Annotated in this window: 11 protein-coding genes; 5 read left to right on the top strand and 6 right to left on the bottom strand. The window is 67.8% G+C overall.

The window, feature by feature from the left end:
* The first annotated feature begins 51 nt into the window (after window positions 1-51).
* From VG543_RS00855 to VG543_RS00845, 3 genes are all read left to right on the top strand, one after another.
* Window positions 52-753, top strand: coding sequence for an FKBP-type peptidyl-prolyl cis-trans isomerase N-terminal domain-containing protein (locus VG543_RS00855; protein ID WP_019659072.1), 702 nt, complete (start codon window positions 52-54; stop codon window positions 751-753).
* Between the two features lie 177 nt (window positions 754-930).
* Complete coding sequence (locus VG543_RS00850) at window positions 931-1,734, top strand: CoA pyrophosphatase (protein ID WP_423177484.1); 804 nt, start codon at window positions 931-933, stop codon at window positions 1,732-1,734.
* Entirely contained in the window at window positions 1,731-2,633 is a 903-nt protein-coding gene (locus VG543_RS00845; RefSeq protein ID WP_021204111.1) for a sulfurtransferase, read from the top strand. Before VG543_RS00850 ends, VG543_RS00845 begins: the two co-directional genes overlap by 4 nt.
* Before the next feature lie 445 nt (window positions 2,634-3,078).
* Here VG543_RS00845 and VG543_RS00840 read toward each other — a convergent pair whose 3' ends face one another.
* Window positions 3,079-3,645: an N-acetylmuramoyl-L-alanine amidase gene (locus tag VG543_RS00840; protein ID WP_021203541.1), complete on the bottom strand. Its 567-nt coding sequence runs from the start codon at window positions 3,643-3,645 to the stop codon at window positions 3,079-3,081.
* Between the two features lie 72 nt (window positions 3,646-3,717).
* Here VG543_RS00840 and VG543_RS00835 point away from each other — a divergent pair, with 72 nt between their 5' ends.
* Together VG543_RS00835 and rlmKL are read left to right on the top strand one after the other, a co-directional pair.
* The gene (locus tag VG543_RS00835) at window positions 3,718-4,245 is read left to right on the top strand and encodes an alpha/beta hydrolase (RefSeq protein WP_024958728.1); all 528 of its coding nucleotides are present in this window, start codon (window positions 3,718-3,720) and stop codon (window positions 4,243-4,245) included.
* Window positions 4,246-4,390: 145 nt separating this feature from the next.
* Window positions 4,391-6,529, top strand: coding sequence for a bifunctional 23S rRNA (guanine(2069)-N(7))-methyltransferase RlmK/23S rRNA (guanine(2445)-N(2))-methyltransferase RlmL (gene rlmKL / locus VG543_RS00830; RefSeq protein ID WP_134729479.1), 2,139 nt, complete (start codon window positions 4,391-4,393; stop codon window positions 6,527-6,529).
* 155 nt (window positions 6,530-6,684) lie between these two features.
* Here rlmKL and VG543_RS00825 read toward each other — a convergent pair whose 3' ends face one another.
* The 5 genes from VG543_RS00825 to VG543_RS00805 form a co-directional block, all read right to left on the bottom strand.
* Complete coding sequence (locus VG543_RS00825) at window positions 6,685-7,014, bottom strand: DUF3325 domain-containing protein (protein WP_019659066.1); 330 nt, start codon at window positions 7,012-7,014, stop codon at window positions 6,685-6,687.
* The gene (locus VG543_RS00820) at window positions 7,011-8,636 is read right to left on the bottom strand and encodes a PepSY domain-containing protein (protein WP_423177482.1); all 1,626 of its coding nucleotides are present in this window, start codon (window positions 8,634-8,636) and stop codon (window positions 7,011-7,013) included. Before VG543_RS00820 ends, VG543_RS00825 begins: the two co-directional genes overlap by 4 nt.
* Window positions 8,633-8,947, bottom strand: coding sequence for a DUF3649 domain-containing protein (locus VG543_RS00815; RefSeq protein ID WP_021203544.1), 315 nt, complete (start codon window positions 8,945-8,947; stop codon window positions 8,633-8,635). Before VG543_RS00815 ends, VG543_RS00820 begins: the two co-directional genes overlap by 4 nt.
* Window positions 8,948-9,053: 106 nt before the next feature.
* On the bottom strand, window positions 9,054-11,252 hold the full coding sequence (locus VG543_RS00810) for a TonB-dependent siderophore receptor (protein WP_423177480.1): 2,199 nt from the start codon (window positions 11,250-11,252) through the stop codon (window positions 9,054-9,056).
* Window positions 11,253-11,523: 271 nt separating this feature from the next.
* The gene (locus VG543_RS00805) at window positions 11,524-12,810 is read right to left on the bottom strand and encodes a DUF445 domain-containing protein (protein WP_423177478.1); all 1,287 of its coding nucleotides are present in this window, start codon (window positions 12,808-12,810) and stop codon (window positions 11,524-11,526) included.
* Window positions 12,811-12,890 lie beyond the last annotated feature (80 nt).

Raw genomic sequence — 12,890 nt, 5'->3', positions numbered from 1 at the left:
CTCAGGGCGGCGCAGAACGTCCCTGAGTTACCACCCCTGGAGAACTGTTTGATGAAGTTGCGTTCTATCGCGGTCGCCGTCGCGGCCCTGGCCCTGACGGGCAATGCCTTCGCCCAGGACGTCTCGTCCGAAAAGGGCAAGCTGAGCTACTACTTCGGTTACGACTACGGCAACAACCTGGCGGAGCTGACCGGTCGTGGTGAGCAGCTGGACATCAACTCGGTGGTGAAGGGCCTGCAGGATGCCTACGCCAAGAAGCAGCCGGCGATCACCGCCGAGCAGCTGAAGCCGGCCGTTGAAGCATTCCAGAAGCGCGAGCAGGGCCGTGCCCAGGCTGCCAAGGCCGAGTACGAGAAGGCTGCTGCCGAAAACAAGACCAAGAGCGATCAGTTCATCGCGGCGAACAAGGCCAAGGCCGGCGTGCAGTCGCTGCCGAGCGGCGTCCAGTACCGCGTGATCGAAGCCGGCAAGGGTGCCAAGCCGACCCAGGCCAGCACCGTGCAGCTGGAAGTGGCCGGTCCGTTCCCGTACGGCCAGCGCCCGACCGAAGCCCGCCCGGCCCAGCAGATCCCGTCGATCAAGGTCAGCGACGTCGAAATGAAGGCCATGCGCGAGACCCTGCTGCAGATGCCGGCAGGCTCGAAGTGGGAAGTCACCCTGCCGCCGGACCAGGCCTACGGTGCCGATCCGCGCACCCCGTTCCCGCCGAACGTGGCTGTGCAGTTCGAGATCAAGCTGGTCAGCGTCAAGTAAATCGAAACAGCAAACGAAACGCGCCGGTGATCCCACCGGCGCGTTTCTGTTTGTGCAGCCCCTGGCGGTGAAACGCCTGCGCTGCGCGCGAGCGTCGACTGACAGTCGACTCTTCCGTTGGGCCGGGCCACCCGCGCAAATTCAGCCCGATCGCGCTACTGTTGCCGGGTGCAAACAATGGAAGAAACGGCGCGTGTTGTCGCAAGTCCCTGCATCGGAGTGTGCACGCTGGATCCGCACCGGCAATGCGCCGGCTGCGGGCGGCATATCGATGAGATCGCGCGGTGGTCGTCGATGAGCAACGAGGAACGCAGCCGCATCCTGCACCGCGTGCAACCGTTGCGTGCACAATTGCAGCAATCGCTACGCGGATCGCTGGCCGACCACGAGCGCTTGGTGCGCGCGTTGCATCCTTTGGCCGAACCGCCGGCCGGCGACGGCTGGAACCGCAGCGAGCTGATCGACCTGCTGCCACCGGGGCCGCCTGTGGAGGCGGCGGTGCTGGCCGGCATCGTGCCGCGCGCCAACGGCGCGCAGGTCATCCTCACCCGCCGCACTGAAACCCTGCGTACACATGGCGGCCAGGTCGGGTTCCCCGGTGGCCGCACCGAACCCGATGACCGCGACGCGCTGGCGGCCGCCCTGCGCGAGAGCCAGGAAGAAATCGCATTGGCGCCCAGCCAGGTGCAGCCACTTGGCTATCTCGACCCCTTCGTGACGATCACCGGCTACCGGGTCACGCCGGTGGTGGCGGTGGTCGATCCGGAGTTCGTGCCGGTGCCGCAGCCCAGTGAAGTGGCCGAAGTGTTCGAGGTGCCGCTGGACTACCTGATGGCCCCTGACAGCCTGCGCCAGGTCGAAATCAATCATCGCGGCCGCATCCGCCACGTCCTTGAGTATGGCTGGCCCGGCCAGCGCATCTGGGGGGCGACCGCGGCCATCCTCTACAACCTGCGTCGCCGCCTGGAGCAAGTGCAATGAACCCGATCAAGCAGCCGTGGACCACCCTGGTCGATGTCGACACCCTGGCTGCCGCGTTGGGCGAAGGCGTACGCGTGGTCGACGCCCGTGCCACCGCCAGTACCGCCGTGCGCGTGGTCGATGCGCGTGCTTCGCTGGCGGACCCGCAGGCTGCGGGCGGCCAGTACCTGGCAGGACACATACCGACTGCGGTGCATGCCGATCTCAACCGTGATCTGTCCGATCTCAGCCGCGTCGGCCATGGTCGCCATCCATTGCCCGACAGCGATGCCTTTGCCGCGAAACTGGGGCAGTGGGGCATCGGCCTCGACACCCAGGTGGTGGTCTACGATGGCAGCGACGGCAGCATGGCCGCCTCGCGCCTGTGGTGGCTGCTGCGCCTGATCGGGCACACCAAGGTGGCTGTGCTCGACGGCGGCATCGCTGCCTGGCAGGCCGCCGGTAACGCGTTGGAAAGCGGCCAGGCTGAAGTGACAGCGCTGCCTGCCTACCCGGGCCGCTTCGACACCACCCAGGTCGCCAGCGCCGATGAAATCACCGCGCGCCTGAAACATGCACCGGGCTGGTTGGTCGACGCACGCGCAGGTGAACGCTTCCGCGGCGAAGTGGAGCCGCTGGACCCGGTCGCTGGCCACGTACCCGGCGCGGTCAACCGCCCGTTTGCGTTGAACGTCGCCGACGGCCGCCTGCGCGATGCACAGGAACTGCGCGCCGAACTGCAGGGCGTGATCGGCAACCGCGATCCGCAGCAGGTGGTGCTGATGTGCGGCTCCGGCGTGACCGCCTGCCACCTGCTGCTGGCGATGGAAAGCGCAGGACTGAGCGGCGCGCGCATCTATGCCGACTCCTGGAGCGGCTGGGTGAGCGACAGCAGCCGCCCGGTGGCGACCGGCGCCTGAGCGATCCGAGCAGAAAGCAGTCGAGCGCGGAGCCTCTCCAGAGCCGAGCGGCCGGCTCCACGCGCATGGCGATGCCTTCAAATCATCGGCGCCCGCAGGTCATGGAGCGCGGCTCGACTCTACAAAGGCACCCTCCGATCGATTCGACTCCGTGCCGACCAACGGTCGGCACCCACCAACAGCGGCAGAAATCTGTCGAAGGCGGGGTGGGTCCGGTTGCGGGTGTCCGCGGCATGGATGCCGCGGCCAAGCCCCGAGGGGTGAGGGCGCTTTGCTTGCGAAGTACTGCTTCGCGAGCGCCCGAACGCACAGCCGCCAGCGGCTGGGCCGGCCTGGGGATTTACGGCGTCCCCCGCAACCGGGCCCACCCTGCCATCCCATGGATAGCCTGCTGTTGCCGGCCAGCGGCCGGCACTACCGCAGGTGCAGGGCGCAGCCCTGCCGCTTACCCAACCGGCTGCAGCGGCACCTTCGCCAGCACCCGCGCCCAAGGGAACAACGGGCCCGGGTCGCGTTTGCGTGCCACCCTCAGCGTCGGATCATCGCTGGCCGGCACCTGCTCCAGGTCCAGCTGGTCATGCCCGGCAATCCGCTGCAGCGACGGATAGCGCACCACCAGCGCCTGCAGCAGCCGCTCCAGCGCTTTCAGTTGCGCCTCGGTGTAGGCCTCGTCCATCGCCTGGTGACGGCTGTCGAACCAGTGCGGGTAGCGCCCGGTATTGACCAGCTCGATGCCCAGCGTATGCGCGTTCATGCCGCGCACGTGGTGGGCCACGCGTTCGGGCGCAACGTACTGCACCACGCTGCCATCGCGGTCGATGTAGAAGTGCCCGCTGTTGCCGGCACCGCTGTCATACAGCACGCGCTCGCCGTACTCGCGGGCCGTCGCCAGATCGGGCAGCTCGGTGCAGTGGATCACCACCATCTCCAGCGTGGCCGGATCGCGCAGCGGCAGTCGGTCGTGGTAGGGCAGGGGCTGCAGCTGCAGGCCGGGCAGGAGCGGGTTGGGCATCCGGCGATGCTAGCATTGCGGCATGAACCTGCCTTCTCTTTCCTGGTTGGCCCGCGCCCACGGAGCACGCGCATGAGTCGCGGCCACTGCATCCTCTCCCATGGCTTCGAAAGCGGCCCGGAGGCGACCAAGGTCACCGCGCTGGCCGAGGTGGCCCAACGCCTGGGCTGGACCCACGAGCGCCCCGACTACACCGATCTGGACGCGATGAGCGAGGTCAGCCGGGTGGGCGACGTGCCGACCCGCCTGCGCCGTCTGGTTGAACGCGCCGCCATCGCTGCCCGTCAGGGGCCGGTGGTACTGGCCGGCTCCAGCCTGGGCGCCTACATTTCCGCCATCGCCTCGCTGCAGGTGCCGGTAGCCGGCCTGTTCCTGATGGTGCCGCCGACCACCATGGGCCCGATGCCGGCGCTGGACGCCGCTGCGGTGCCGACCACGGTGGTGCAGGCCTGGCATGACGACGTGGTACCGGCTGCCGGCGTGATTGCCTGGGCGCAGGCGCGTTCGGCGCAGTTGCTGCTGGTTGACGATGGCCACCGCCTGGAGCGCCACGTGGAGGCCTCTGCGCAGGCCTTCGAGCGCCTGCTGCGGCAACTGTGAAGCCGGGGCGCACGGCGCGCCCGCCCGCATTGACTACAATGGCAGCCCCGCCGCCCCCGGCGCGGGCCTGCCGGCCGTGCCTACGGCCCTCCTTTCCGACCGGCCCGGCCCCTGTGCCGCGCCCGACCACCTGCGAACCGACCCCGTGAAATTCTTCGTCTCCTGCGCCAAGGGCCTGGAATACCTGCTTGCCGATGAACTGTCGGCCCTGGGCCTTGCCAAGGCCACCGCCACCATTGCCGGCGTCAACGCCGAGGGCGAACTGGCGCAGGCGCTGCGGATCGTGATGTGGTCGCGCCTGGCCAGCCGCGTGCTGTGGCCGATCGCCGAGTTCGACTGCCCGGACGAGCAGGCCCTGTATGACGGCGTGCGTGCGCTGCCGTGGCACGAGCACATCACGCCGGAGATGACCCTGGCGGTGGACGCACACGTGTCCGGTGACAAGATCACCCATGCGCGCTTTGCCGCGCAGCGGATCAAGGACGCCATCGTCGACCGGATGCGTGATGAAGGCCTGGAGCGCCCCTCGGTCAACACCGACCTGCCCGATGTGCGCGTCAACCTGTCGCTGCGCAAGGGCCGTGCTTCGCTGTCGATCGACCTCGGCGGTGGCCCGCTGCATCGCCGTGGCTGGCGCGGTGCCGCCCACGAGGCGCCGCTGAAGGAAAACCTGGCCGCCGCGCTGCTGCTGCGCGCGCAGTGGCCGCGCCTGCACACCGCCGGAGGCGGCCTGCTGGACCCGATGTGTGGCAGCGGCACGCTGCTGATCGAAGGTGCACTGATGGCCGCCGACGTCGCCCCTGGCCTGATGCGGCATGGCAGCCTGCCGCCGAGCCGTTGGCTGGGCTTCGACAAGGCGGCCTGGAAGTCCATCCAGAGCGAAGCACGCGAGCGCGAAGCGGCCGGCCTGGCCGCGCTGAAGCCGGTCATCCATGGCAGCGATATCGACCCGGCCGCGATCCAGGCCGCCCGCGAGAATGCAGAGGTTGCCGGCGTCGCCCACGCGATCCGCTTCACCCGCGCCGATGTCGCCGACCTGGCCGCGCCCGAACAGGAGATCGGAGCGGTGGTCTGTAACCCGCCGTACGACGAACGCCTGGCTGCCGATCCGGCGCTGTACCGCGCGTTGGGCAATGCCCTGCAGAAGGCCGTGCCGCAGTGGCGTGCCAGCCTGCTGTGCGGCAATGACGAGCTGGCCTTCGCCACTGGCCTGCGCGCCAGCAAGAAGTACCAGATGTTCAACGGTGCGCTGGAATGCGCGCTGATCGTCTGCGATCCGATTGCCGTGCCGGGTCGTGATCCGGCACAGCCGCGCGAGCTGAGCGAAGGCGCGCAGATGGTGGCCAACCGGCTGCGCAAGAACCTGAAGAAGTTCAAGAGCTGGCGTGCCCGCGAGGACATCACCTGCTTCCGCGCCTACGACGCCGACCTGCCGGAGTACGCGGCGGCCATTGATGTCTACGAGGAAGACGGGGGCAAGCGCCGCACCTTCCTGCATGTGCAGGAGTACGCGGCACCGGCGGCGATTCCCGAGAACGACGTGCGCCGCCGCCGCAACGAGCTGCTGGCCGCCGCGCGCGAAGTATTCGGCGTGCCGCCGGAGCAGGTGTCGATGAAGTCGCGCGAGCGCGGCAAGGGCGGCAGCAAGTACGGCCGCTTCGAGCAGCGTGACGAGTTCATCGTGGTGCGCGAGAACCATGCACTGCTGCAGGTGAACCTGTTCGACTACCTGGACACCGGCCTGTTCCTTGACCATCGCCCGCTGCGCCGGATGATGGCCGAGCAGGTGCGTGGCAAGCGTTTCCTGAACCTGTTCTGCTACACCGGCGTGGCCAGCGTGCAGGCCGCCGTGGCCGGTGCCGCCAGCACCACCAGCGTCGACCTGTCGGCCACCTACCTGCAGTGGTGCTACGACAACCTTGCGCTGAACGGGCAGGGCGGCAACCAGCACCTGCTGGTCCAGGCCGACGCGATGGCCTGGCTGGAAGGCGACCGCGGCCAGTACGACGTGATCTTCTGTGATCCACCGACTTTCTCCAACTCCGCCCGCGCCGATGATTTCGACGTGCAGCGCGAACAGGTGAAGCTGCTGCGGGCGGCGGTGGCCCGGCTGGCACCGGGTGGCGTGCTGTACTTCTCCAACAACTTCCGCCGCTTCAAGCTGGAAGAGAACGCCATCGCCGAATTCGCCCAGTGCCGCGAGATCACCGCACGCACCATCGGTCCGGATTTCGAGCGCAACGCGCGCATCCACCGCGCATGGGAACTGAAGCGGCTGGGGTAAGCCCGGTAGTGCCGGCCGCTGGCCGGCAACGGTGTCAGATCCGCAAAGGGTTCATGAGGTGCCGGCCAGCGGCCGGCACTACCCCTGTCTGGCCGGTGGATCCACGCCATGCCTGGATGGTTGTTCAGTAGATCCACGCCATGCCTGGATGGCGGTTACAGCAACGCCACCACCAGCCCCAGCGCCGGCAGCGTGATCGCCAGCGGTGCGATCCACTTCGGCCGGTACGGATACAGCCCGAACGAGAGTGCCACGCCGCACATGGTCATTGCGCCCAGCCACAGCACCGGGCCCATCGCCCAGCCGTGATCGGCCACGCACAACGCGAACGCCACCGTCAGCAGGGCCCAGCCCAGCACCCGCCACTGCGTGCGCCGTGCCGGGCTGGCCGCAGCCTTGCCGTGCAGGTCGTACTGGTGTCTTTCCATCGCCAGCGACAGCGCGGTGAACGCGGAAAACGACAGGGTCAACGCCAGCAGCATCATGCACTGGCCTCCGCTTCGGCGGTTTCGACCACAGCCACTGGCGCCGCCGCCGCCGCACGCTTCTTCTTCTCGGCCGCGCTCAGCGGTGGCGTCCAGCGCTGCATGCGCCAGCCGCACATCGCCAGCATTGCGCCGAAGACGATCATCGAAAGATCGACGCCGGCCAGTACCCAGTCGCCGTTGCGCAGGGTGTTGCCCAGGTGCGCATGCGTGGTCAACGCATTGACCACCGGCACCAGTGCGAACGCGGCCGCGCCCAGGTAGAGCTGCCACGCCCACATCATTCGCTTCGGCCAGATGAAGGCGGCCAGCAGCGCGCCGGCCCAAGCGTAGAAGAATACGTTGGCCTCCGCACTCGCGCGCTCGGCGATGTCCAGCGGCAGCAGGCGGTTGCCCCAGAAGTACGCCGCGAAGGCGATCGGCAGGCCAGCCACGGTGCCGATGTTGAGCGCATCGACCAGGCGAAGGCCGAAGCCGGTGCGTCCACTCTTGGCATGCTTCGGTCGTTCCTTCACCGCCCACAGCACCACGCCGCTGGCGACCATCAGGCAGCCCACCAGACCGGACAGGAAGAACAGTGCACGCAGGCCCCAGTCCGCAAAACGCGCCAGGTGCAGGCCGTACAGCACACCACGGGTGGCGGTGGCACCGCCCGATGGCGGCGTTTCCTCAAGCAGAGCACCGCTGACCATGTCGTAACGCACGGCCGGGGTGTCGATGGACAGGCGCTTGCCATCGCGCTGGCGGATGTCGATCACCGCATTGGCCGCCCCCGGATTGGACACGGTGAAACCGGCCACCTCCACGCCGTGCCAATGCGCGCGTGCGCTGTCCAGCAACTGTGCGATCGGCAGCGGCGTGGCGCGGCCCTCGGCGGGCGAGGTCACTTCCGGAAGGCCGCCGAAAGCCTCGCTGATGAATTTGTCCTCGTCCTGGGGGTAGGCGACCTTCACTCCCCACGGCAGGTACATGATCATCAGGGTGACGATGCCGGTGTAGGTGATCATCGCGTGGTACGGCAGCGCCATCACCGCGCTGACGTTGTGGAAGTCGAGCCAGGAGCGCAGGCCCTTGTCCTTGCGGAAGGTGAAGAAGTCCTTGAAGATCTTCTTGTGGGTGATCACGCCGGTGATGATCGCCACCAGCATGAACATCGCGCAGAACCCGACCAGGTAGCGCGCCCAGTACACCGGGATGTAGTGCAGGTCGAAGTGCAGGCGGTAGAAGAAGTCGCCTCCACGGGTCTCGCGCGCCTTCAGTGCCTGGCCGCTGTTCGGGTCCAGCGTGGCGTCGCCGAAGCCACCGCGGCGGCCACGGCTGGGGTCGGCCAGTTCCGGTGGCAGCCGCCAGAACATCTGCATGGCCGGGTTGCGCGGCTGCGGCAGGGTGACGAACCAGTTCTCGGCGTGGCTCGCATTGGCCTGCAGGTAGGCCACCGCGCGCTGCGCGGCCACGTCGATGCTGACGTTGCTGGACGGCAGCTCCGGGCGCATCCAGCGGCTGATTTCCTCGCGGTAGTAGCTGGCGGTGCCGGCCATGAAGATCAGCAGCAGCAACCAGCCGACCAGCAGGCCGGTCCAGGTGTGCAGCCAGGCCATCGACTGGCGGAATCCGTTCTTCATGCCCAGGCCCCCAGCATGCGCGCGATGGCAGCCATCAGCAGAGCGGGGGCGAGGATGCCGACCCAGGCGCGCAGCGCGCTGCGGGTGGCGAACGCCCACAACGCCGCGCAGGCGGCGACCAGGATCGCCAGCAGCATGCCGGTCAGCACGGTCTGGCCGCGCGCGCCGGGCAGCGCCACTGCGCAGAACACACTGGTCATCGAGGCCAGCGCGTAGCCACCGAAGATCGCAGCCAACGAGCGTGACAGCACGCCCCAGCGCGGGTTGGAGAACAAGGTGCGGGGGCTGGCGGTTACGGGCGAGCGGTCCACGGCGTTCCTGCAGGTTTCAGTGGAAGAGGGCCGGCGCACCGCAGTGCGCCGGAGGAGGCCATCCCTGGCCTGGCACCGGTCGCAGAACCGGTGCCATCCATCAGGGTCAGAGCTTCCAGCGCAGCGTCACGGTGACATTGCGTGGTTCGCCCCAGTACACGCCGTTGTAGAAACCGACGTTGTTGAAATACTTCTTGTCCAGCAGGTTGTTGATGTTCAGCTGGGCGCTGAAGTTCTCGTTGAAGCGGTAGCCGCCGGCGAGGTTGACCAGGTAGAACGCGTCCTGGATGATCCTGGCCTTGCTGCGGTCGGGTTTGGTGCTGGTGTTCCAGATGCTGCTCTGCCAGGTCACGCCACCACCCAGCCAGAAGCGGCCGTCGATACCGCCAGGGCGCCAGCTGGTGTTGAGCCGGAAGGTATCCTGCGGGGCGGTGGTCCGCTGCAGCACGCCGTCCTTGTTGCGGATGACGGTGTGGGCGAAACCGGCCGAGACGTTCCACTGCTCGCCGATGCTGCCCTGGGTTTCGATCTCCCAGCCCTTGACCTTGTTGCCCTTGCCGGTGGAGCGGTAGGCCTGGCTGCCGTCGGGCAGCGAGTTCACCGGCACCGAATCATCGATCTCGGCGACGTTGTCCTGCTTGCCCTCGAACACGGCGGCCGAGGCATTGAGCAGGCCGCCGAAGAACTCGGCCTTGACGCCTGCTTCGTACATGTTGCCGACCACCGGCTCCAGGTAGTTGCCATTGCGGTCGCGGTAGTTCTGCGGCTTGAAGATGTCGGTGTAGCTGACATAGCCGCTGAAGATCGAATTGAAGTCGAAGACCAGGCCGGCATACGGGGTGAGCATGTCGTCCGGCCTGTAGCCGGTGCGGGTGGTGCGATTGCGGTTGCCATTGGCATCGTAGCCATAGGCCCAGCTGCGGGTTTCCCAGCTGCCGTAGCGCGCGCCTGCCACCGCCAGCAGCGGGTCGGCCAGGCGCAGCCGCGCGGCAACGTAGGCTGCGCGCTGGCGCAGTTCATTCTGCGAAGACAGCCTGCCCAGGCGGGTCACCGGCAGCACCGGCACATTGCCGGTCCAGTGGCGCCAGTCCGGCACCACGGCATAGGCATCGTCGTAGTCGAAGTCCATGCCTTCCGACTCGCCCTTGCGCACCGACTGGCCCAGGCCGAACACCAGTTCGTGCTCGCGACCGAACAGCTGGAACGGGCCGCCGACGTTGACGTCGAACACGTCCATCGTGCTGTGCTCGTTGAAGTGAGAGATGTAGGCGGTGACGCCGGTTCCATCGGCACGCGGATTGCCGGCGGCGCCGTACCAGACGCTGCCGTCGGTATCACGCACGGCGTGGCTGATATTGCCCTTCACCGACCAGCCGTTGCCGAGCTGCTGCTCCAGCCGCGCGAAGCTGGTCTTCTCCACGATCGGCCAGGCGCTCCACGAGGCCGACAGGTTGGTCGAGCGAGGCAGGTTGGCTGGCGTGCCATCGGCGCCCCAGTACGGCACCACGCCCCAGGTCACGCCGGTGGTACGCGGCGACTGGTATTCGTAGCCCACTTCGAACAGCGCGCTGTCGCTCAGGTCGGCCTGCACGATGCCGTAGAACACATCCCTGTCGAGCGCATAGACATCACGGAATGAATCGCTCTGCTGCTTGGCCGCGACCACGCGCGCACGGATGCGGCCGTCCCAGGCAACCGGACCACCGAGATCGGCTTCCAGGCGGCGGTTGCCCCAGCGTCCCACGGTGAGGTTGGCGCCCATCTGGAAGGTGTCGGTGGGGCGCTTGCGGATCATGCTGATGGTGCCGGAGGGATCGCCGGCGCCGGTGGTCAGGCCGGTGGCGCCACGGATCACCTCGATACGCTCGTAGATCACGCTGTCGGTGTTGGTCTTGACCGAGCCACCGAACGTGTTGAGCATGCCGTCGATCTGGAAATTGTCGATGGTGTAGCCGCGCGAAACATAGTTGATGCGCTCGCTGTCGGTGACCGACACGCTGACGCCGGTCACCTGGCCCATCACGTCCGACAGCGAGAACAGGCCCATGTCGTCCAGGCGCTGGCGGGTGATCACGGTCACCGACTGTGGCGTCTCGCGCAACGACAGGTCCAGCCTGGTCGCGCTGCGCGCGTTCTTCACCGTGTAGCTGTTCGGAATCTCGCCATCGGCGGTCACCTTCACGGTGTCCAGCGTGCGCGCGGAAGATTCAGCGGTGCCGTCGGCGTGTGCCAGCGGAGCGATCATCAGTGCGGTCACGGCCAGGGCCAGCAGAGAGGGACGAGGAAGGTTGAGCGGCATTGCCATCGGTGCGATTCCATGCAGGACGAAACAGGCGATGGAATGCGCAGACGCAGCAACCGCGCGCTCCGCGCACGTCGCCCAGCGAGTCCCATCGACGGTGCGCCACCCGCGCAGTGCGGGCGACCCGGTAGTCGGGGGATGTACACGGGCGAAGGGGCGGGTGGGTGCGTGCTTCCGTGCCCCGCTTGGCTAAGCGTACAACCGATTAGCAAATGATAGGCATTCGCATTTCGTTAATCAAGCGTGACGGCACCCGCTCCCGTGCAGGGAGGCTTCAGAAGTGGAAAAGGACCGTCGCAGCGTGCAGCAGCAGGCCGATCAGCCCGCCGACCAGGGTGCCGTTGAAGCGGATGAACTGCAGGTCACGGCCCACGCTCAGTTCCAGCTGTTCGACCAGGTGCCGCTCGTCCCAGCCCTTCACGGTCTGCGCGATATGCGTGGTGACGCCCTCGCGCAGGCGCCCGGTCAGGCGCTGCGCACCTTCCATCAGATGCTGGTTCAGTGCCTCGCGCAGCGCCGGGTCGGCCTGCAGGCTGGCACCGAGCGAACCCAGGCTGCGCTGCAGGTGGCCGACCAGCGCCGAATCCTCGCGCTGCAGGTCCGCCCGCAGGCTGGCGTGGATGCGCGCCCACAGCCCCTGCACGTACTCCTGCAGGGCCGGGTGGTCGATCATGTCCTGCTTGAGCTGCTCGATGCGCTCGGCCAGCGCCGGATCCTCGCGCAGGCGCTGCACGTAGTTCTGCAACCAGGTCTCGTAGTCCTGGCGCAGCGGATGCTGCGGCTCGGCCAGCACCTGCTGCAGCTCTTCCAGCACCGCGCGGGCCAGGCGTTCGGCCAGGCTGTCGCCGATCTCGTCGATCGGCTTGACCCAGTTCACCGTGCTCGACAGCGTCGGCCATTCGCGCTGGATGTAACGCACGATCAGCTGCGAGGCGCGCTCCTTCACTTCCGGCTGCTCCAGCCAGCGTCCCAGGCGCTGCAGGCCCTCGTCCAGCACGCGCTGGTGGCGCCCATCGGCGGTCAGCAGGGCCAGCAGCTCACCGGCGGTGGCGGCGGCATTCCACTGCCGCAGCTGCTGCACCACAAAGGCGTGCAGCTGCCGGCGCACGGCGGTTTCGTCGAAGAAATCCAGCGCCTGCAGCGCCCAGCCGCGGGCCATGTCGGCCAGCATGCGCGAGCGTGCCGGGTCGGCCAGCCAGCTGCCGAGGCGGCTGGCCGGATCGAACACCTGCAGCTTGGCCAGCAGCACACCCGGCTCCAGGAACTGGTCGCGCACGAACAGCGCCAGGCTGTCGCCGATGCGTTCCTTGCTGCGCGGGATGATCGCGGTGTGCGGAATCGGCAGGCCCATTGGCCGCCGGAACAGCGCAACGACTGCGAACCAGTCGGCCAGCGCGCCGACCGCAGCAGCCTCGCAGAAGGCCGAAACCCAGGCCCAGATGCCGCGCTCGCCCTGCCAGTGGCTGATCGCGAATCCGGCCAGCATCAACAGCAGCAGGCCCAATGCGAGGGCTTTCAGGCGCCGCAGCTGGGCGCGGCGCGGATCGTGGGCAGGCGTCATTGCACGAGTCTAACCGCAGCCCGGTGATGCCTGCCTGTAGAGCCGAGCCCATGCTCGGCTGCCTTGCGCGCGGCAGACCG

The sequence above is a fragment of the Stenotrophomonas sp. CASM101 genome, assembly GCF_049384845.1.
GTDB lineage: Bacteria > Pseudomonadota > Gammaproteobacteria > Xanthomonadales > Xanthomonadaceae > Stenotrophomonas > Stenotrophomonas hibiscicola.
The sequence above is the reverse complement of the archived record's forward strand: the minus strand, read 5'-3'. Positions and strand labels throughout refer to the sequence as shown.